20 protein-coding genes are annotated in these 19,761 nt (G+C 48.6%); 4 read left to right on the top strand and 16 right to left on the bottom strand.

Features of this window, described 5'->3' with window-relative positions; genetic code table 11:
* Window positions 1-12: 12 nt before the first annotated feature.
* From tpiA to DCC81_RS24440, 12 genes are all read right to left on the bottom strand, one after another.
* Complete coding sequence (gene tpiA, locus DCC81_RS24495; protein WP_108689402.1) at window positions 13-771, bottom strand: triose-phosphate isomerase; 759 nt, start codon at window positions 769-771, stop codon at window positions 13-15.
* Window positions 772-799: 28 nt separating this feature from the next.
* Window positions 800-1,981: a putative sugar nucleotidyl transferase gene (locus DCC81_RS24490; protein WP_108689401.1), complete on the bottom strand. Its 1,182-nt coding sequence runs from the start codon at window positions 1,979-1,981 to the stop codon at window positions 800-802.
* A 63-nt stretch (window positions 1,982-2,044) separates the two neighbouring features.
* Complete coding sequence (locus DCC81_RS24485; protein ID WP_108689400.1) at window positions 2,045-2,296, bottom strand: type B 50S ribosomal protein L31; 252 nt, start codon at window positions 2,294-2,296, stop codon at window positions 2,045-2,047.
* An 85-nt stretch (window positions 2,297-2,381) separates the two neighbouring features.
* The gene (locus DCC81_RS24480) at window positions 2,382-2,873 is read right to left on the bottom strand and encodes a YajQ family cyclic di-GMP-binding protein (RefSeq protein ID WP_108689399.1); all 492 of its coding nucleotides are present in this window, start codon (window positions 2,871-2,873) and stop codon (window positions 2,382-2,384) included.
* 100 nt (window positions 2,874-2,973) lie between these two features.
* A complete protein-coding gene (locus DCC81_RS24475) occupies window positions 2,974-3,699 on the bottom strand; it encodes a head GIN domain-containing protein (RefSeq protein WP_108689398.1) in 726 nt (241 codons plus the stop codon).
* 75 nt (window positions 3,700-3,774) lie between these two features.
* On the bottom strand, window positions 3,775-4,863 hold the full coding sequence (locus tag DCC81_RS24470; protein ID WP_133177788.1) for a hypothetical protein: 1,089 nt from the start codon (window positions 4,861-4,863) through the stop codon (window positions 3,775-3,777).
* Window positions 4,847-5,416, bottom strand: coding sequence for a hypothetical protein (locus tag DCC81_RS24465; protein WP_108689396.1), 570 nt, complete (start codon window positions 5,414-5,416; stop codon window positions 4,847-4,849). Before DCC81_RS24465 ends, DCC81_RS24470 begins: the two co-directional genes overlap by 17 nt.
* Window positions 5,416-5,982: an RNA polymerase sigma factor gene (locus DCC81_RS24460; RefSeq protein WP_108689395.1), complete on the bottom strand. Its 567-nt coding sequence runs from the start codon at window positions 5,980-5,982 to the stop codon at window positions 5,416-5,418. Before DCC81_RS24460 ends, DCC81_RS24465 begins: the two co-directional genes overlap by 1 nt.
* A 225-nt stretch (window positions 5,983-6,207) precedes the next feature.
* Window positions 6,208-8,667 carry a TonB-dependent receptor gene (locus tag DCC81_RS24455; RefSeq protein WP_108689394.1) on the bottom strand — a complete coding sequence of 820 codons (2,460 nt, stop codon included), beginning with the start codon at window positions 8,665-8,667 and terminating at the stop codon, window positions 6,208-6,210.
* Between the two features lie 468 nt (window positions 8,668-9,135).
* A complete protein-coding gene (locus tag DCC81_RS24450; protein WP_133177787.1) occupies window positions 9,136-9,546 on the bottom strand; it encodes a hemerythrin domain-containing protein in 411 nt (136 codons plus the stop codon).
* 2 nt (window positions 9,547-9,548) lie between these two features.
* Complete coding sequence (locus DCC81_RS24445; RefSeq protein ID WP_108689392.1) at window positions 9,549-10,712, bottom strand: prolipoprotein diacylglyceryl transferase; 1,164 nt, start codon at window positions 10,710-10,712, stop codon at window positions 9,549-9,551.
* Between the two features lie 151 nt (window positions 10,713-10,863).
* Window positions 10,864-11,277 (bottom strand): BrxA/BrxB family bacilliredoxin, encoded by a 414-nt coding sequence (locus DCC81_RS24440; protein ID WP_108689391.1) that lies wholly within the window; start codon window positions 11,275-11,277, stop codon window positions 10,864-10,866.
* A gap of 228 nt (window positions 11,278-11,505) precedes the next feature.
* Here DCC81_RS24440 and DCC81_RS24435 point away from each other — a divergent pair, with 228 nt between their 5' ends.
* The gene (locus tag DCC81_RS24435) at window positions 11,506-11,952 is read left to right on the top strand and encodes an Hsp20/alpha crystallin family protein (protein ID WP_108689390.1); all 447 of its coding nucleotides are present in this window, start codon (window positions 11,506-11,508) and stop codon (window positions 11,950-11,952) included.
* A 147-nt stretch (window positions 11,953-12,099) separates the two neighbouring features.
* The gene (locus DCC81_RS24430; protein WP_108689389.1) at window positions 12,100-12,936 is read left to right on the top strand and encodes a hypothetical protein; all 837 of its coding nucleotides are present in this window, start codon (window positions 12,100-12,102) and stop codon (window positions 12,934-12,936) included.
* A gap of 781 nt (window positions 12,937-13,717) precedes the next feature.
* On the opposite strand, the gene DCC81_RS24425 is transcribed toward DCC81_RS24430, so the two are convergent.
* Both DCC81_RS24425 and DCC81_RS24420 read right to left on the bottom strand, forming a co-directional pair.
* Window positions 13,718-15,157: a type III PLP-dependent enzyme domain-containing protein gene (locus DCC81_RS24425; protein WP_108689388.1), complete on the bottom strand. Its 1,440-nt coding sequence runs from the start codon at window positions 15,155-15,157 to the stop codon at window positions 13,718-13,720.
* A 239-nt stretch (window positions 15,158-15,396) separates the two neighbouring features.
* The gene (locus DCC81_RS24420) at window positions 15,397-16,038 is read right to left on the bottom strand and encodes a WbqC family protein (protein WP_108689387.1); all 642 of its coding nucleotides are present in this window, start codon (window positions 16,036-16,038) and stop codon (window positions 15,397-15,399) included.
* Window positions 16,039-16,823: 785 nt separating this feature from the next.
* Here DCC81_RS24420 and DCC81_RS24410 point away from each other — a divergent pair.
* Window positions 16,824-17,279 (top strand): LEA type 2 family protein, encoded by a 456-nt coding sequence (locus tag DCC81_RS24410; protein WP_108689385.1) that lies wholly within the window; start codon window positions 16,824-16,826, stop codon window positions 17,277-17,279.
* Window positions 17,280-17,725: 446 nt separating this feature from the next.
* Here DCC81_RS24410 and DCC81_RS24400 read toward each other — a convergent pair whose 3' ends face one another.
* Together DCC81_RS24400 and pyrE are read right to left on the bottom strand one after the other, a co-directional pair.
* Window positions 17,726-18,100, bottom strand: coding sequence for a heavy-metal-associated domain-containing protein (locus DCC81_RS24400; RefSeq protein WP_108689521.1), 375 nt, complete (start codon window positions 18,098-18,100; stop codon window positions 17,726-17,728).
* Between the two features lie 280 nt (window positions 18,101-18,380).
* Window positions 18,381-19,022: an orotate phosphoribosyltransferase gene (gene pyrE / locus DCC81_RS24395; RefSeq protein WP_108689383.1), complete on the bottom strand. Its 642-nt coding sequence runs from the start codon at window positions 19,020-19,022 to the stop codon at window positions 18,381-18,383.
* Between the two features lie 109 nt (window positions 19,023-19,131).
* Between pyrE and DCC81_RS24390 the strand changes: the two genes are divergently transcribed.
* Window positions 19,132-19,758, top strand: coding sequence for an NUDIX hydrolase (locus tag DCC81_RS24390; RefSeq protein WP_108689382.1), 627 nt, complete (start codon window positions 19,132-19,134; stop codon window positions 19,756-19,758).
* Window positions 19,759-19,761: the final 3 nt, after the last annotated feature.

Genomic DNA, 19,761 nt, shown 5'->3' with positions numbered 1-19,761 from the left:
ATTTTGCTAAAATCAGATCGCTTTTGCAATGGCTGCAAATTCTGCCGCCACCAGGGACGCACCGCCCACCAGGCCGCCGTCTACATCCGCTCCTGCAAAGATCTCCGTAGCATTAGCCGCCTTCACACTGCCACCATAAAGGATGGTCAGGTCGTTGGCCACCGCTTCACCGTACCTGCCAGCCACCTGCTTGCGGATGAATGCATGCATATCCTGTGCCTGTGCAGCACTGGCTGTGAGGCCGGTACCAATAGCCCAGATAGGCTCATAAGCCACTACCACATGTTTGAGCTGGTCTGGGCTCAGGTGGAACAGGCTTTCTTCCAGCTGTTTTGCTACAAACGCGTTCTGGGTCTCTGCCTTGCGCACATCCAGCGGCTCACCGCAGCAGAAAATGGGCTTCAAGCCGTGAGACAAAGCCAGGTCCATCTTCTTGGCCAGGGTGGCATTGCTCTCGTGAAACAGCTCTCTTCTTTCAGAGTGGCCAATGATCACGTAATCTGTATGAATAGAATGCAGCATTTCAGCATTCACCTCGCCGGTAAAGGCTCCCGCCTTTTCCGCCGCTACGTTCTGGGCAGCTACATAAAATCCTTTATGGCCTTTCAACAACTCCTTTACCGTAATCAGATAAGGAAACGGCACCGCGATGACAACTTCCTTGTGCGCGTCCAGGGCAATGCCCGCCTGTAGCAGTTCATTCACCAGTTTTTCGCCCTGCGCCAGCGTTAAATTCATCTTCCAGTTTGCCGCAACAATTTTTTTTCTCATACCGTGTTAATGGCTTTATTGTTAAAGGTTAAATAATGTCTATGGCCGTCATGGTCTCATAACGCCGCTCAAAGATAGTGCGCAAGATGTTTTTATCTGCCTCTTCCAGCTTTTTTCCTTTCAGTTCCATCCAGTTCCCAATATCCCGGAAGGCGGTGTCCAGCACATACTGGCCCGCGCCCCAGGCAAAGGAGGAAATGAACTTTTCAGTGAGGCCCGCTCCAAAAACATTGCAGCTCACGCCTACCACGGCACCGGTATTAAAACTGGTATTGATAGCCGCCCGGCTGTAGTCGCCCATCAGCACGCCGCATTTGCGGCCGGCCGGCCACGCTTCCTTACGGGCTTCCATCCACACTTTTACCGTACCAGCATTATTTTTCAGGTTGGAATTACTGGTATTGGCGCCCAGGTTACACCACTCGCCTATCACCGCATCTCCCAGGTAACCGTCGTGTGCTTTATTGGAATAGCCGAAGATCACGCTGTTCTTGATCTCCCCGCCACCCGTGCTGTAAGGCCCGAGAGTAGTAGCTCCATACACCCTGGTCCCCATCTTCAGTACCGCCCCTTCTCCCATGGCAAACGGGCCACGGATAAGGCTTCCTTCCATCACCAGGGCATTTTTCCCAAGGTATACCGGTCCTTCTGTTGCATTCAGCAGGCAACATTCCACTTTGGCGCCCGGCTCAAGGAATACCTGTCCCGCTCCCATCACCTGGTTACTGGCAGGCAGGGGCGCAGAAGTACGGCCCGCCGTAAGCAGGGCAAAATCGGCGCGCAGTGCCTTATCATTGAATTGAAATAGATCCCAGGGCGTTTTTACTTGCAGGATGGCCGGTGCATGATTCAGCCGTTTATGGCCATGGGTAAAGAAGTCCTTGCCTTTTACAGCTTTGGCCACCAGGCGGTTGTCTTTATAAAGTTCATGCCCGTCTTCCAGGGCCTGTACCGCAGCCACCAGGGCGGCGTCCGGGAGTAGGTGACCGTTAATCAACACCTGGAGGGAATCCGCTTCCATAGCGGGCAGTGGATATTTTTCCTGCAGCCAGTGCACGGTGTAAAAGCTGCACGGCGCCTGTAGCCAATGCGCCCACTTTTCCTGGATGGTGAGAATACCGGTACGGCAGGCGGCCACTGGCCTGGTAAGGGTAAAGGGATAGAGCAGGTCTCTGTCTGGTGTATCGAATAAAATATAGTTCCGGTTCATCGGGGCTAAAAATAAAAAATCCCGCCGAATGGGCGGGATCTTTTACTAATTATTTGGAAAAGCTTATTTAGTCTTTCCGTAGCGTTTGTTGAACTTGTCGATACGACCGGCAGTGTCAACCAGCACATTCTTACCAGTGTAGAACGGGTGAGAAGTGTTGGAAATTTCCAGCTTGATAACCGGGTACTCATTGCCATCTTCCCACTTGATGGTCTCGCGGGAGGGAGCAGTGGAACGGCTCAAAAAGCTGGTACCATTGGACATATCTTTGAATACTACGAATCTGTAACTTTCCGGATGAATTCCCTGTTTCATATCAATAATTTGTAAATACGGACTGCAAAGGTAATCAAATTTTCATTTCCTGTCCAATTAATTTTGATAATTTATCCACATCCTTTTAGGATTTCATGTTCACGTATTGTAGCGGAAGCTCCAGCTTGGAGCCCCGCAGTAGCGCTATAACTTCCTGTAAATCATCTATTTTCTTGCCAGTTACCCGGATAATGTCATCCATGATGGCCGGCTGTACCTTCAAACCGGAATCCTTGATCAGCTTTACGATCTTCTTGGAATCTTCCTGCTTGAGGCCGTTACGCACCGGCACCGCCTGTTTCACAACCTTTCCACTGGGCTCCGGCTTCTTGCTCAGGTCGTAGATGGAGGCCTCCAGGCCCTGTTTAATACTGCGGTTCAGCAGCACGTCAATGATCTGGCTCATCTTCATATCGCTCTCCGCTTCCAGGTTTACCAGGAAATCTTTCTTGTTCAGCTCAATAGACACATGCGAATCCTTAAAGTCATACCTGCCGGTTATTTCTTTCTTCACTGTGTTAATGGCATTATCGAGGGTCTGAGGATCTACCTTGCTTACAATATCAAAGGACGGCATAACTTGAAATTTAGATCTGTTCTGCTGCAAATATATAAAAAAGAAAAAGCAGGTAGAAAGCTACCTGCCGCATCATACCAAAATCTAAAACATTGTCTCTTTAATCATTATAGATCTTCCCGGAACCGGAAATATGCTTTGTAACGGTGGGCGAACCCTTGTAGTGCACGTTGCCAGAGCCTGATACCGATACGTTCAGTTCCTTTGCCACGGCCAGATCCAGCTTACCACTGCCGGAAATATCCACGTTGCTCTCACTGGTCTGGAAGTCGGGTGCAATGATCTTGGCAGAGCCGGAAACATCATAAGAAGCACGCTCAACATTACCGGTGATATGGGCGTCTGCAGAGCCGGAGAAATCAGCGCTCAGCTCTTTGGCCTGCAGGGCCAGGTCTATTTTCATGGAACCACTTACATCCACTTTTATACGGTCGGTCTTAATGCCCTTGGTAGCGTCTATGGATACGCCGCCGCTGGCGCCGATGTAATCAATATCCTTCACCGTCACCCACACCGTAATAGGCTTGCTGTTATGCACATTGTAGCCTCTTTTAAAGTGGATAGACAGGTTGTGGTTTTCCACGTTGGTCACAATAATGGGCAGCAGGTTGGATTCTGCTTCTATCTGTACGGATTCTGTGCTGCCCTGCACCAGGATCACGCGGGCAGAGCCGCCTACTTCCAGGCCGGTAAAGCCGCTCACGTCCCTGCTTTCCTTTTTCAGGTCGCCATTGCCTTCTATACGGCCTTGGGCCAGCGAAACGTTGGAGAACGCCAGCAGCAGCAACGCCGCCATCATGCTTAAAATGGAAATCTTGTTTTTCATAAACAGTCTTTTTCTAAGGGTGAATGAATGATAATGCTGGCTATACGGGCAGCGTGGCTGTTGATCAATTACAAATTATTTCGAGCTTACAGACAGGTCGGAATACACACCACTGAGGCGGATCACCGGGCAGGAGCCACAGTTAGCACTGGTACTGCCGGAGTAAGTCACGTGGCCGCTCTTCTCAATGTTCGTCACATTCTTCATGCTCAGGCCTCCCACATGCACATCACCATGGTTCAGGTCTGCTTCCACCCGCACATCCAGGTTATCCGGCACGTTCACCTTCACATTGGAGTAGGTACCCTTGGCATCCAGGCCTTTGAAGCTGCTGGTCACTGATTTGATCTTCAGATCAGAATACGTAAGTCTCACATTCGCATCGCCAGTGAGGGTAGTTACTTTGAAATCTGAGTAAGTATTGCTGGACTGGAGCCGGCCTACTTTTACCAGCGTATAGTCGTTATAGTTACCACCGGCGAGGAACTCATTTACATTTTGTATCACGTATGTGCAGTAGTTGGATCTATCATCCACCGTACCGGCGCTCTCCAGCTGTATAGTGCTGTAATTGGCGCGGGAGCGCATACTACCCGCTTTGCCAAACTTGCCCTTGGAGCAGTAATTCATAGACACATCCAGGGTGCCCGTCACACTATGAATATCATAGTAACAATAGTTCATGTTCAGCTTCAATGAGCCGGGCAGGTCATCTGCGATAACGTCTCCAAAATTATTCGCGATCTGGGTAGTGCTTACATTGTTGGGTAGATATATTTCATAGTCGATATTTACATAGTCTTTTGAATCTCTTTTTCCGCCAAGGGAGAACCAGCCGCCATTGCCGTTGGTACCGCCGTAGGAAGTCTGGAAGCTCACGGATCCATCGTCGTGTTTAATGGCCACGTTTACCGCATCGGTAATGCTTTTGGAATCTTCCTGGTTACGGCCAAAACCGGTGATCGTCACCGTAGCCTTGATCTCCTTTTTGTTCCATACGTGCAGGATTACCTTTCCGTATTTGTTGCTCACGTTAAGGGTAGCGCCATCGTTCACCGGGTAGCTTACATCGATGGTACGTTTGTATTGATCTTTGGGTTCGCTTGCCAGTACAGCTGCCGGGAGCAAAAGCAGCAGCAAGGCTATTTTAAATGGTACGTTCATAATTCAGCTGTTTTTGTGTACGGGGATGCTTTTCCTGCAGTTCATCCAGGATCTTGTCCAGCAGTTCCACCTTCATCTGGTAGTACTGGATCAGGGCCGCATGAATGCGTTCATTGCCCGGGTTAGCCTTCAATTCTTTTTGTAGTGCGTCGTAGGTGCTGTTGCGTAGCTGTAACTCTGCAAGGGCTGCACTGTCCAGGCCTGTTTGGTCAGGCGGGAACTGGCGGATGGCCTGTAATTTCTGCTCTATCCGGCTCGTGTAATACACCTGCGCATCTTCGGTAGACGGGGCAGGGTTACTCAGTGTCACAGCGGTGCCGGGTTGAGCGGGTTTGTTAAGTACGAACATCTTTACCAGTACACCCACATTGATCAACAGCACCAGCATCACGGCCACTTTCAGCCAGTGACGCTGCAGGCTGCGGACAATGCCTCCTGAAGATTTTTTCGGGAGTTCTTTTTCAAGTGCCTCCCACACTTTTGCACTGGGCCCTCTCTCTTCAAAGGAATAGCGGTGATGCCGCACAAAACCTTCAAATTCGTTTTCTTCCATTACTGTAAAATTGATTTTGCCTTTACAAATTGTCTTACTCTTTCTTTGGCGCGCATGTACTGCGTTTTCACGGTAGATTCCGTGATCTGCAGCATTTCCGCGATCTCCCGGTGTGAATACTCTTCAAAAAGATAGAGGTTCAGCACCGTGCGGTAACCATCCGGCAGGGAAGCGATCGCCTCCTTGGTGGTGGTCACGGTCCAGGTAAAATGTTGCTCGTCCGGGGCCATTTCAGCCTCCACTTCTACCCCATCTACGTCCTGGAATTGCAACTTCTTGCGGCGCAACTGGTTGAGGCAGTGGTTCACCACGATCCGCTTTATCCAGGCGGGAAGCGTGCTGCCCTGGGCCAGCTGGCCAATGTTCCTGAACACCTGTACAAAAGCCTCCTGCAGGGTATCCTCAGCGTCACTCACATTACCCAACATACGCAGGCAAATGTTGTACATCGCGTTGGAATAGGCGTCGTACAGCTCGCGGAAGGCGCGCGTATCCCCTGATTTACAACGGGATACCAGTTGTTCTGTTGGTGACAAGGAGTTCAAGATGTTGTTGGATGCTTTCATTATAAAGACAGGATAAAAGCAGGAAGTTGCATGGAGTGAAAGAAAAATAAGAAAAAAGGCAAAAAATAAACGCAGCCCAACGAAAGAGCCGCGTTGTTATCCATCCTTATATACCTAAAAAGGTTGAATGGGTTGATAAGGTTGCCGCATGGAGAGCGGCGGTACTTTTGGCGGAAAGAGAGCTATCTGTTTGATATTCAATCTCCATACAGCAACCTTTATAGATTAGTTAGCTTGTTTTATGCGGCTTTCTTCATCGGTGAGACCGGTCTGGCGGTTGCGGGCGGCCTTTACATTGCTGTTACCAAAGCGGTAAGTGAAGGTCAGGCGCACCTGGCGGGTGTCGTGGTTACTGTTTACCCGGATAAAGCGGCCGGCGTTCTCAAACTCACCTTCAAAATTGCTGGTTCTCAACAGGTCCCGCACATTCAGCTTCAGAGAGCCCTTCTTGTTGAGGATGCTCTTGCCAACACCCAGGTCCAGGGAAGACATGCTTTTCATTTTGAACAGGCCTTCATTTACTACCTGGGGCGACATATAGAAGTAACTCACTTCCGCGGTAATGCCCTTGGGCAGGGTAAAGGTGTGATTAGTGCGGCCAAAGAAAGCGTAGGACCCTACCGCTACCTTATTGTCGTTCACCACAGTTTGATAATTATTGTAAGAGCCGGACAGGTTTGTGTAGGTATTCCACCATTTAGTGATGGGCACCGGGAAAGAGATGTTCAGGTTCACCACATCGCCCTTGGCCACGTTCATATATTTATAACGGAGAATAGAGCTATCGCCGGTCACGGGGTCTTTATCTGCCTCTATCACACGGGTCATCATGTCGCGGATGTGGGTATAGCCGAGGGAGGTGATGATCGCTTGTTTAAACGTATAAGAGAGCTCAATATTATCTGAGTACTCAGGGCGCAGGTAGGGATTACCAGATACCTTGGTATACTTATCCAGGTAAAACTCAAACGGGTTGAGGTCTTCGTAGCTGGGACGCTGCAGGCGGCGGCTGTAAGACAGGCCCAGCGCGTTATTCTTGTTCAGGTTGTAGGTGAAAGCTGCGTTGGGAAACAGGTTGAAGTAAGTGGTATCCGTTACCCGGTTAATGGTCATGGAGTTACCGCGAACGTGGGAGTACTCACCACGCAGGCCCAGCTGCATGCTCCATTTTTTAAACTGCTGGCTGTAGTTTACATACCCTGCATTGATATTTTCCTGGTAAACGAAGTGATTGGAGCGGTTTGCGTCATACACCCAGTTGCCCACTTTCAGGGAATCAAAGGTGGCATCGTTGTCAGATTTCACAAAGCTTACCTTCGCCCCTGCTTCCAGCCTGGCATTGTGTTTCAGCGGATTCACATAATCCACTTTTGCCGTGCGGATATCAATATTGGAGGGCTGGTTGCTGCGGGTAGTGTCATTTTCGAACGTATCCTTCAGCAAGTCAGGCTGCATGGAAGAAACCAGGAAGGCATTGGACCGGCCGCGGTTTGTGGCATAGTCCAGGTCTACGTTGATCTCTTTACCGGAGGTATCCAGCACGCCTTTATAGTTCAGGTTATAGGCCCAGTTGTTACCCTTGTCTTCATTGGTATTATGGGTGCGCAGTACAGAGTCTATTACTTTGCCATTGCCAATATTGGTAGTTCCGGTCACCGGTGATTTCCAGTTGCTGTTGCTGCCATCTACCATTACGCCAATGGTATTTTGTTTGTTGATGAAATAATCCATCCCTACTTTTACGCTCTGGTACATGGAGTTATGGGGTGAGTGCGACTGCTGGTTATACACAGTGTACTTTCCATTCTCCGTGCCGGTGCGGTACAGGCCCAGGTCTTCATAACCACCGCGGTGGGCATAGTTATAAGAACCGAAGATGTTGGTTTTGGCACCGCGGTGGTTCAGGTTAAGGCCACCATTGTAGCGCGCATTGCTGGAGTAACCCACACCCAGGTTCACACTGCCGTTAGTGCCGAGCGCCTTGTTCTTTTTCAGCTTAATGTTGATGATGCCTGCATTACCGGCTGCATCATATTTGGAAGAGGGGTTGCTGATCAGTTCAATGGATTCAATGTTGCTGGCGGGCATACTTTTCAACATCTGGGCCAGGTCCTGCTGTGTCATGTTGGTCTGGCGGCCGTCAATCATAATGATCACGCCGTTCTTGCCTTTCATGGAAATGTTGTCGTCTTTGTCTACCGTAACGCCCGGGGCTTTTTCCAGGGTTTCCATGGCAGTGCCGCCGGCGGCCAGCACACTGCTTTCCACGTTCATAACGGTTTTGCCGGTCTGCTGTTCAATGAAAGGTTTTTTGCCGGTTACGTTCACTTCTTTCAGGGCCTTGGTGGCAGCCGTCATCGCTAATGGCGGTAAGGAGAGGTTGTCATTGGATCCTGATACAGAGAAGGGAGCGCTGTAGACTTTATTCATACCAGTGTTAGTGGCGGCCAGCAGGTATTTCCCGGGCTGGATGCGTTCAAAGCTGTACCGCCCGTTCACATCAGCTACGGCGCCTTTCACCAGGGAAGAATCTTTAGCCTTCAGCAGCATTACGGTGGCAAATTCCACCGGCTTGTTATCCGCCTGCTGTACGGCGCCTTTCAGTTGAGCGCTGCCGCTTTGTGCCTGGCTTGCCAGGGAGGTAAGTAAAAATGTGGAGGTCAAACAAAAAGTAATAAGTTTCATATAAGGAAGGATTGAAGGTACTTTAGGTAATTTGGTTCTATTTATACTTTGGTTCTTTTTATTGAGTAGTTCCAGTCATCAGAAAGTTCCTTTGATTAACTACTACAGTGTAAAAGTAGGTAGTTTGCAATACACAGTACTAAATTTATCCATCAGCGGTCCCTATCCAGGGATGAGCGGTAGTGCCGTGTTTGGTAGTTGAAAGGAAAAGCCCTTTTACCGGGGTTGTAACTTATTGTTGTTCAGCAATGTTAGAATGTTTTCCCGCGCCGTGGGCGAAATTGTGTCCAAAAGCAGTATTCCGGTGGCCAAATCATCTGAATGGGTGATAACCGGCCGCATTAAAGACGACCCAGCGGTACACTAGTTGCAACAACCGGGAATTTTTTTGGCGATCAGGATAAGTTGGGGTCGAAAAAAAAGCTGGCCCGGGAGGCCAGCTTTTCGCAGAAAATTATAAATACCTGGTTACCAGGATATTTTATCAATCACATCGGGCAGGTATTGCTGTATCATAATATATACATGCTCCTCCTCTTTAATAATATGGGCTTCCAGGCCTTCCACGATCTGGTCTATTACTTTATCCAGTTCCGTGGTCTCGGTAAGGTTGCTATAGAGGCGCGATAAATAAAGGTGTTCTGCCTCCAGCTCCCCTATCAGGAAATCCAGTTCCGGTATTTTGCCCCGGCAGGCTTCAAAAATATATTCTTCTTTCTGGATGTGCGGTACCATTTCACCCTGGAACACTTTTACTACATAGGCCAGTCTTTCCTGTGTAGTCAGTGGTGTGGAATGTTGCGTCTTCAGGTATTCGCAGGCTTTCAAAAGACGCTGGTGTTCTACCAGCAATGGTTGTAAAGTGGCATGCAAATGCATTATCAGGCGGTCGTTTTTAGACGGTTATACTTTTTACTGTACCATATCAGCACAGCACCACCCAGGATCAGTAACGTAGAGATGATCTCGGCTTGCGTAGGATGAAAGCCAAAGATATTGTAGTCACGCGTATTTACACGGATTTTCTCGATGAAAAATCTTTCTACACCATTCATGACAAGATAGATACCGAAGAGCAGTCCCGGGGTAGTGATCTTCTTGCGGATGCTCCACAGGATCACAAACAGGGTTAGGCACATGATGATCTCGTACAGCGGTGTGGGGAATACCGGCGGGATCAGCTGGTGGCAATAATCACCGGTGCAGCCGGGAATGGGCACTCCTTCATTCACCACATTGTGCGGATAGTTGTAAGCCCAGGCCCAGTCGGGGATCCAGGAAAAAGGCTTGGGTGCTTCATTTACAATCCCCCAGTCTCCATCACCTGCCAGCTGGCAGCCAAAACGGCCCAGCCCATACGCCAGCATCAGGCCAGGGCAAGTGGCGTCTACCAGTTGCCATACATTTATTTTCTTACGGATGGCATAGCGGATGATCACGATCGCCGCCACGATAAGGCCCCCATAAAATGTAAGCCCGCTAAAACCAAAGAGGGATGCTATCGGGTCCTTTACAAAGTCGTTCCAGGTTTCCAGGGAGTTAAAGATCTTAGCGCCGATGATACCGCCTATAGCCGCCATCACCGTGATGTCTGCCACGCGTTGATGCGGGTACACATCTACCAGCTTTTCTTCCGGGGTAGGTAACTCGGCCTTCTTCTTAGTGCGGTAATTATAATAGGTAAAACCTGCAGCAAGCAATGCACCCGCCCACCAGAGCCCCCGGGGGGATAACAGGTAATCCAACGGTTTCTCGGAAGAGGAATCCCAACTGAACAAAATACCCAGCACCTTGCCACCAATGATGAAGGTGAGCACAAAAGAAAGGACCAGCTCCATGGGCGAGACGGAACCGCCAATCACCAGCTTTTCTTTTACAGGCTGCAGCCATCCAGCCTTTTCTCTTCTTCGTAGTTCTTTGGTGAGCGTGTATGCTGCGGCAAGGAAGGCAATAGCCACGCAAAAACCAAACGTATTGATGATCTGCAACCTTGGCCAATCCAGTCCGAACAAATCTTTGAAAGCGTAGTATAAGTTGGGATACATAGTGGGTATATAAAAAATTTGGTGATTCGATCTTTCCTGTGAACAAAGCCGATCAGTCAGCAGGAAAAAATCAAATCACCAAAATAAGCTGTAAAAATCACAAAAACCAAATCCGCCCGTTAATTAATTATCAGCGAATCCGGTATGGGATTTAGCAGAACTCATCGAAAGCAGCAGCGAGATTGGCCGCGATCATCTGGGCCGGGCGGCCTTCGATCATGTGCCGTTCAATGAAATGAACCAACTGGCCATCTTTGAACAAGGCAATAGCAGGAGACGACGGAGGATAAGGCAGCAGGTGCTGGCGAACCTGTTGTACCGCTTCGGTATCAAAACCTGCGAAGGTAGTAGTAAGACGGTCCGGTTTCTTTTCACTGTGCGCTACGGCCATCAGTACACCAGGACGGGCAGAACCCGCGGAGCAGCCGCATACAGAGTTGATCATCACCAGGGTAGTGCCACTTTGAGACAGCGCGTTATCTACCTTTTCACGCGTCAGCAGTTCTTCAAAACCGTGGTCGGTTAATTCCGCCTTCATCGGCATCACTAATTCTGCAGGATACATATACTTATATAATTTTAGTTACAGTTTATACAAAGGTATGTATACGGTACGAATAAAAAAAACGGCCACAAGGACATTTAGTCAGCACTTTTCAATAAAAACAGACATAAAGTCATTAAAAACCAGGCAATTTCTGATAGTTTAGCAGTTCTAAGGCCATGGTATTCGGTTTGATCTGTAGCTACCAAACAACAACAAACCTTAACAAAACGAAAAAATTAATAAGCCATGACACTTTTAAAATTCAACCAGCCCAAGACCTACGCTAACATCCTTGATGATGTATTCACCGCACAGCCCTGGAACAAGCTGTTCAAAGATGAAGTGCTTTCCAGCGATTTCTTTGGCACCTATCCCCCGGTGAATATCCATGAAACAAAAGAAGGCTACAACATTGACCTGGTTGTACCTGGCCATGATAAGGCCGACTTTAAACTGCAGGTAGAGAAGAACACCTTGAGTGTAAGCGCAGAGAAGAAAGCAGAAACCCGCAGTGAAGATGAAAAGCAGCTGCGCCGCGAGTTTGGGTTCCGTGCCTTTAAACGCTCCTTCAGCCTGACTGAAAACGTAGATGCAGAAAACATCAACGCCAAATATGAAAATGGCATCCTGAAGATCACCTTACCCAAGAAGGAAAAACAACAGGAAGAAAGCAAACAGATCGTAGTAAGCTAATTAAAACGACCCGTATGAAAACCCCGCCACGGTGGCGGGGTTTTCGTTTTTTATGCCTACCGGCCAGTGACTATAATTCACACGAACGTTTCACATATACGTTATTTATTTCTTCTAATTTGCTCCTAGACCAGAACTACCACGGAAATGCAGCCAGTATTCTCAGGGCCCGGCAACTGGGCCACGCGTGCTTATGATGCTGCTCTCCAAGCGGTGTTAGGTGGCGCAATGCAGAAGAAGGCGGATACCTATGAACAGAGTAAAACCAAACTGTTATTTGATTTCATTTTCTTTTACCTGCTGTTACAGTTACCGGCCTTATTCTTTTTCTTATATCAACAAAACTACCCGGGCTTTGTCCTCGCCGCACTGCCCTACCCTGTGCTGGCAGCCACGCTGGTCTTCCTGCGCAAAGGCAATTCCACCTGCTATACAGGCGCGGTAGTGGCAACTACCACGCTCCTTTCCGCCATTGCCACCTCTTTTTGTGATAATATTGATATTACCACTCACTATGGTTTCATGTGGCTGGCCGCTATCATGCTTTCCTTTGTAACCGCCAGCCGTACCACCACCGCCATCCTGGTGGCAATACTCTGTATTTACCTGGGCATCTGTTCTTATATAAAGATCTATCATATCACCGTGTACGTGTTTCCCGCTTACACGTACGTGTTCCGGCACGTGGCCAATCCCATTTTTACCGCACTGTCCATTCTCTTCCTCCTTGGCCTGCTGGCCAGCTATTACCACAGCATTGTGCACCTGGAGCGGAAGAAGAACCTGGACCGGCAGCGCCAGCACTCCTCCCTGCTACAGCAAAACCTCACCCGCCAGTTCCTGCTGCTGAAGGGCCTCTCCCGATCCGGCATGACTGCCGAGGCCAACAAGGAGCTGACCGATGCCTGCTTCCTGGAAATTGAAAAGCAGTGTGAAACCGCCCTGGAAATCCTTAACAGCGGAGACCTTCCTGCCCATGATTGAGTTGCACCTTCATACCGCTCGGTATTATTTTTAAACTGCCGCAGGTCATGGCCGCATTCAAATCACCTGGTTCCTCCACCTACAAAGTACCCGGAGCTCCCACCACATCAGGATACAACCACGCCCAAATGGCCTGATTCCTACACATATGTGTGATAGCTATCCATAACAATAAAATACATATTATTAATTTCGTCATTCATCAATATAATCAATACTTTTCCATTACACCTTCCCTGTAATAAACCTGCACCCTCAAACCCGCCAGCAGCGCAGCATTTCAACAGGCAGTACCCAGGAAACCAATACAGCAGCCCCTTTGCGCCCACCTTTCCCATAAGGCCTCCTACTATCCTAACTTGTCAAGCCCCATCCTGCTGCAAAAACACATGCATAGAACTTTAAACACATACATAACCACAACCTCAGAACTTGCAGGCGTAATTGCGGAGGCTGGCAAAGCAGCTACAGTACCCTGAAAACCAACAGGGAAATCTACAACGAAGTGGTACGTACAGCGGGAAAAAGGTCGTATTATCTTTGGGTAGCCAGCCAGCCTGGCGTGCTATTATCCTTATGCTTTGTCTTTCATCCCCACCATGAAATAATTAGCAACTAGCCTATTCCATGAAGCTTAAAGCTCTCCTCCAGGGGGGCTTTTTAGTTTTCAGGCGGAACTGTGCGGCGTACAAGGCACGACGTTGGGCGCAGCATATCCCCATAAAAAAAATAACCCCTCGGAAAACCGAGGGGTACCTAAGTGGATTACTAACCCATTTTTTTAATAACCCAAAATCTTCAACATGCTTTGAGCGCTCTGCTCTTTTGCATATAACCAGTCTCTTAATTGCCCGTTTTTGTCATAGCCTACCACCACGTGTTTGGGGGAAGGAATGAGGCAGTGTTTGATACCCCCATAACCACTCAACTGGTCCTGGTAGGCACCGGTATGAAAGAAACCGATGTACAACGGCTCCCCGGTGCTTTTGGTAGAAGAAGCGGCTTCGCCGGTTTCTACCGGGTTGCCCAGTTTGGGCAAAAACACGGCATTAATATGTTCTTCCGAAGTATAGAAATCGTACCCGTCGCAGGTAAGGCCACCGAGGTGTACCTCCTGGTATTCCTGGTCCCATTTGTTAATGGGCAACATCAGGAACTTCTCCCCAATGCCCCAGGTGTCTGGCAAGGTGGTAATGAAAGAGCTATCGATCATATACCAGATCTCACGGTCGTTCTGCATTTTTTCACCGATCACGCTGTAGATCACGGAGCCGCTTTCTCCCACGGTGTAAGAACCAAATTCGGTGTAGATATTCGGCACCGGCACCTTGTTCTTTTTGCAGATGGATTTGATGTTGGCCACAATTTCATTTACCATGTAATTGTAGTCGTAATCAAAACCCAGGGAGTGTTTGATCGGGAAACCGCCGCCGATATTGATGCTGTCCAGTTCCGGGCAGATCTTCTTCAACTGGCAGTACAGGTTCACCACGCGGTTAAACTGGCTCCAGTAATAGATATCGTCTTTGATCCCTTTATTCATAAAGAAGTGCAGCATTTTCAGCTCGAACTTCTCATTGCCTTTCAGTTTGTCTACGTAAAACTCCAGGATGTCACGGGGACGGATGCCCAGGCGGCTGGTGTAAAAGTCGAACGTAGGCTCCTCTTCGGTGGCGATACGCATGCCCATTTTCACCTTTTTGCCCCGGGGGATGTTCTTCTGGTAGTCCTCCAGTTCCTCTTTGTTGTCGAGGATAGGCAGCACATTGGTGAACCCGCTGTTGATCAGTTTGGAGATAGCCTTTGTATAAGCTTTGGTTTTATAGCCATTACATATAATAAAGGTGTCCTTATTGATCTTCTTTCTTTCGTAGAGCTTATTAATAATGTCTATATCGTAAGCGAACGAAGTTTCGATGTGTACGCCGTGCTTCAGGGTCTCCTCCATAATGAAGGAGAAGTGGGAACTCTTAGTACAATAGCAGTAGTAATAGTTTGCATCGTACTTGTTCTTTTTGATCGCATCGGCGAACATTTTCTTGGCCTTATTGATCTGGCTGCCAATTTTGGGCAGGTAGGTCAATTTGAAGGGAGTGCCGTACTTATCGATCAGCGCCTTCATGTCCAGGCCATTGTACTCCAGATAGTTATTCTTGACTTCGAAGCCTTCCTGTGGAAACTCAAAAGTCTGATTAACGAGGTCCGTGTAGGTATTATTCATTTATTCCTTTGAATGAATTCAGCGTTAGTAAAATTTATTCAGGTAAATGTGTCATCACCTCACTGGTAAACTCCTGGTTTATACACCTACGTCAGTTCGGGATCCAGTAAAATTGGATGCAAAACTAAATAAATTGCGGTATTGTCGCACAATTTTCCACAGGTTTTTTACAAAAAACACTCAATAAAACCAATTGATTACAAAACAATTAGTTAATCCCCCTCTCCTACAATTAATTTCTAATCCTGAAGCCGTTTTATAGCCTGCTTACCCTCGCAGAACAGTAAATCCAGGATACTGAGATTAGGCAGGAAGCCGGTGCGCTCTCCAAAAACCTGTGTATAAACCGGTAAATCAACGTCTTGAGGGGCGTCACTGCCGGGTTGGATCCGGTTGCGCGCATCGATAATGCCGCTGTTTTGATCATAATGGTGAACGTACTCATCCGTAAGTTCATAGGGCAGCTCCAGGCCCAGGCGCTCATTCACCCAGTCGAAGCATGCCAGGTTCCAGTCCAGCAGGCGCTCAAAGCGCTGCTCAAACAGCGGGCGCAGTTCTTCCTCGTAGTACTCAAACCAGGGGGAGCGCCGGTAGGCGGATACTAAAGTCTTCCAATGCTGATCCTGCCACTTTTCCTCATTACTGATTTTAACGTCCCTTACAAGCGTTCGCTGGTTCTTTCCTTTGGTAAGGGGCACCGAGAGCAAAATACGGCCGTTAGGGCCCGCAATGTAATAGCGGTTCCGAAAACTCACTTTTTGGTAGTGTTCCCATTGCTCCAAAAGTAATTTTTCCGCTACAATTGAAGTTTTATAGAAGTAAAGTGTTGGAAATAATTGAGATTCAATTAATAATGTTCCATTTTTCTGAGCGTCTGACATACTGTCTGGCAGGTGTTTAAAATGCTTAAAAATCCATCGAAATGTAGGCTCAACTGTTTATGTTTCTACACTTGATAATTAATTGTAAGTGCCTGAAATGCACCTCATAGAAAAATTATAAATATGCTATTATAATTAGCAAAATTGTTTTTCAAATAATCGCATTCCAGGATGCAAAAATACTAAACTTGTTAGTAGTAAAAATGGTCATTTTCAGTCACTTTTAATTGAAGTGAAATTTCAAGTAGAAAGTTGGTTGGGGGATGGGAAGAAATTGAAAGTGGGATTTATTGAAGAGCTTGCTATGAAGGAGCGAGCTCAAAGCGATAGGGATGCTTTAAGATTTGACCTGGCTTGTTATTGATGAGTTTGGTGGGTGACTGCCCTACCCTTTTAAAATTTAGCAGAACGAAGGACTATTGATGAGTTTGTTAAAAATGATTTTTATATTTTCCGGCTTCGGTTTTTTCGACCCGGTTTTTTCGACCCGATTTTTTTTGACCCGTTTTTTTCGACCCGGTTTTTTCGACCCGGTTTCCCGACCCGGTTTTTCTAACACCATTCCCTGAGACCCGGTTTCCCAGGACCCGGCTTTCCCGAAATCAACTACCCAATCCAAGTCAAAATCTACCGGATCTCAATAACTCGCCCACCCTTCTTTTCGTCAAAATGCCGGAATTCCCCCCTGGCGCTGCGCCCGCCGGCAGTTAAATGTTTCCTAATTCAAAGCCTCCTGTTTGAGAATTTCCCCCTTTCCCGTAGGTTTGGGGACGTAAAAACTAATCATGAAGAAAGGAATTTGGATCGCCCTGGCCGGCCTGCTCCTGGTAGGGTTAAGCGCCTGCCAAAAGGTAAAAGACCTCCAGTTTGTGCGCGTGGCCGGCGTCACTTTTGAATCACTGGGGCTCACGGAAAGCAAAGTGCGGGTAGAGCTCGCTTATTATAACCCCAATAAATTCAATCTCCGCCTTAAAGACGCCTCCTTCGACGTGTTCTTTGACGATGTACAGGTAGGTCACTCTACCCAGGATACGATGATCGAAATTCCCTCAAAGGATACTTTTTATTTCCCGGTGAAAATGAACGTAAACATGAAAAATGTGCTCAGCAACGCATTCATGGCATTCTCTAACAAGGAAGTGACCATCCGCGCCACTGGCAATTGTAAAGTGGGTAAAGGCGGGGTATATCTCCCCTTCCCGATCAAGTGTGAGACAAAACAAAAGCTCGACTTCTTTTAAGCCCGTTTAAACGAGGGCCTTTTATAAAAAGGGGAAGCCCGGTTTTCAGCATCGTATATCTGCTGAAAACCGGGCTTTTTGTTTGGCGCGCAAGACTGGGTATTGATCAAAAAACCGGGGCAGGCCCATAACCAGCCCAGGTGCGCTGAGCTCGAGGACGGTCAAACACCAGGTGCCGGTGCCGGTGCCGGTACCCGTAACCAGCCCAGGTGCGCTGAGCTCGAGGACGATCAAACACCAGGTGCCAGTCCCATAACCAGCCCAGGTGCGCTGAGCTCGAGGACGATCAAACACCAGGCGCCAGCCCCTAACCAGCCCGCGTGCACTGAGCTCGAGGACGATCAAACCATAACCAGCCCGGATTCACCAGGCAAAATCCAGCAAAAAACCGGAAGCCAGTCCTGCGTTCAGGTCCGGCTTCCGGTCTATACCAACTTATTAAAATATCAGTGCTTCTTATCCGGCATACCGCCGCCATCTTCCGGTTTTTTGCAGCACAGGGGCAGCTTGTCGTACGCCTCTTTATCCGCCGTTACATTGTCCGCGTCATAACCGGTATTGGCAATAGCCGTCTTTACATTTTCAATGTTCGTGCGGTCTGTGAAGTATTTCACGGTGGCAGTCTTATGCTTCCAATCCACCTTCACGGATTGCACCCCTTCTTCATGACCTACAAAGCGTTCAATTTTCTGGCTGCACTCTTCGCACTGCACAGTGGGTACGCTGATCTTTGCAGTAGCCAGGGTGCCTTTCTTGGCCTGGGCTGATACGGAACCGGCGGCAGCCAGCAACATTACGGTCATTAATTTCAGGATACGCATGTTTTTCAAATTTATACTGCTAATATATGAAAAAAGATTAATGGTTAACCGCGGCAAACCCCAAAAGCAATGAAAAATGAACCTCCAACAATTAACTAGCAGCGATCACCATTGGCAAGTGAGCCCACGGAGGATTGCCGATTGTGATCAAACACCAACGGTCAGCTGCTAAAGAATGGGCCACAACGACCAATGATCAGCAACGAGCAACTGGCAGAAATGAGCCGCTGAAAGTTAAACCATCGATGATCAACAGTGAACAATAACTAACAACGGACCACTAGCCTTTACCCCCCCAGGTATCCGGTGAAGAACGCCATTGCCGCAGCATTTCCACATCGGAAGCCGACACTATGCCCTTTTCTTCCGCCAGCTCTATCATTGCATTATAATTGCTCAGGGATTTGTAAGGCACATCTGCCGCTGCAAAGGCCTGCACCGCCTTATCGAACCCATAATTAAAGATAGACACCATGCCGATCACCACCCCACCGGCTGCACGGATAGCGGCTACTGCTTCCAGGCTGCTTTTGCCGGTAGAGATCAGGTCTTCCACCACTACTACCTGCTGGCCTTCCTGGAGCACCCCTTCTATCTGGTTGCCCATACCATGTTCCTTAGGCTTGGAACGCACATAAATGAAAGGCAGTTTCAGCTGATCCGCCACCAGTGCCCCATGCGGGATACCCGCCGTGGCCACGCCTGCGATCACCGCCGCATCGGGAAAGGTTTCAAACACTGTATTGCATAACTCAGACTTGATATAGTCCCGCACATACGGGTAAGAAAGCAATTTGCGGTTGTCGCAGTAGATGGGCGATTTCCAGCCGGAGGCCCAGGTGAAGGGCTGTGCAGGGCTCAATTTTATGGCCTGCACCTGCAGCAGTTTTTCTGCTACCTGTTTTTCACTGATGTTTTGCATGGCGCAAAAATAATAAATTAGGCTTAACCTGCCGGCTTTAACTGAAACCCGCTCCTGGCATGGTTCCTGCGGCACTCCCGCATCCCGCTAATTCTTTTATCTTTGCAGCATGACCAAGCAATACACGATCTTCATCGACGAACGGCCATTGATCCTCAGCGATTCCATTCATGGCATCTCCCCGGAATTTCTCAACGCCCCCCTCTTTACCAAACCAGACCGGCCCCAGGTGACCAGCTGCATCCATGACCTGCAAACCGGTAAGTTTGCCGCCACTGTGCTCATTGATCCAAACGTGGACGGCCTCCTGGAAACGGTAAAATCACACTATACCGTGCTCACCGCCGGTGGTGGTTTGATCGTGAATACTGATGGGGATGTGCTACTCATGTTCCGCCGCGGCAAATGGGACCTGCCTAAAGGAAAACTGGACCCGGGTGAGACCATTGAACAATGCGCCATCCGCGAAGTGGCTGAAGAAACGGGCTTGCTCAGCATTACCCTGGAACACAAGATCACCGAGACCTATCATTATTACGCCCACAAAGATCAGCCCCTCCTCAAACACACCGTGTGGTTCCACATGCGCTTTACCGGCACAGAGCTCACCATCCCCCAGATAGAGGAAGACATCATGGACATCCAGTGGATAAAGCCGGAAAATGTGGGCAAGTACATGCAGTACTCTTACCAGAACATCCGCGCCGTGTTTGCGGCAGACGGATTTGCGGTGTAACGG

It is taken from the genome of Chitinophaga parva (genome assembly GCF_003071345.1).
GTDB classification, from domain to species: Bacteria; Bacteroidota; Bacteroidia; order Chitinophagales; family Chitinophagaceae; genus Chitinophaga; species Chitinophaga parva.
The sequence above is the reverse complement of the archived record's forward strand: the minus strand, read 5'-3'. Positions and strand labels throughout refer to the sequence as shown.